This window comes from Pseudoalteromonas sp. bablab_jr011, from assembly GCF_016464045.1.
GTDB classification, from domain to species: Bacteria; Pseudomonadota; Gammaproteobacteria; order Enterobacterales; family Alteromonadaceae; genus Pseudoalteromonas; species Pseudoalteromonas lipolytica.
Genome location: NZ_JACDWU010000109.1, coordinates 1 through 848, shown reverse-complemented (window position 1 = coordinate 848; position 848 = coordinate 1). Strand labels below are relative to the sequence as shown.

The window sequence follows — 848 nt, the reverse complement described above, 5'->3', positions numbered from 1 at the left end:
GATTGATCAGGGCTTGATTGTATTGCTTCCAGTTGATTGTTTTATATCGAGGTTTTGACACGATTGATGGGCGAGTTGATGGGCTATGTCGATCAGATCACCAGCTATGGTTTTAGTTCAACTGATTTAGGAAACAAAGCCTCTACGGTATAGCGAGTAGATATCAAATAGCTATGTGAGAGGCCTAATTTCATGCTTAAATTGTAAGCCTTTTATTGAGGGTAAAATAGCTAACTCTAGGTTATTAACCTCAATATACTGAACTATACATAGATATGCGATGGCGCCCGTGGATAGTATAAATTAATCGAATATGTTATCTTATTTGCTTGTAATGCTTTCTCAAACTTAATAATTTTAGTTTGGTATTCTTAAATACTCCCCCTTGATTTGGCTCATACAAAAAGTTGAATAGAATAGATGGTAGCCATGAAACCCTAATCGGGGGAAGTACAAATTTGGTAATGGGATTATGGCTATAGAAGTCGTTTATCAATACATTTTAGGTTCTGCTTTTTTGGCCTTTCTTTGCATTATTGCGAGTGTAATAACTAAGCGTGTAGGTGTGCCAATATTACTAGTTTTTCTACTGCTTGGAATGTTAGCAGGAGAAAATGGTCCTGGTGGAATAAAGTTTAACGATTTTGGTTTAGCTTTTTTATTTGGACACATAGCGTTAGCCATTATTATTTTTGATGGTGGGCTTGGCGCGAATTCAACCCCGAAGTGCACCACTCGCTAAATTAGGCCGCATTGCGTAATTCGTTAAACACAACGACAGGCTGTTTGTAACCTAGGCACTTTCTAGGTCTGGCGTTTAGCGCACGTTCTATATCGGCCACCTGCTT

General features: G+C 38.3%; 1 protein-coding gene and 1 pseudogene. One reads left to right on the top strand and one right to left on the bottom strand.

Annotated features, from left to right (window positions below):
* Positions 1–472 precede the first annotated feature (472 nt).
* Positions 473–742 (top strand): hypothetical protein, encoded by a 270-nt coding sequence (locus JIG41_RS04555; RefSeq protein WP_063530058.1) that lies wholly within the window; start codon positions 473–475, stop codon positions 740–742.
* A gap of 1 nt (position 743) precedes the next feature.
* On the opposite strand, the pseudogene JIG41_RS04550 reads toward JIG41_RS04555, so the two are convergent.
* Positions 744–848 (bottom strand): annotated as a pseudogene (locus tag JIG41_RS04550) (IS30 family transposase); the annotation flags it as partial.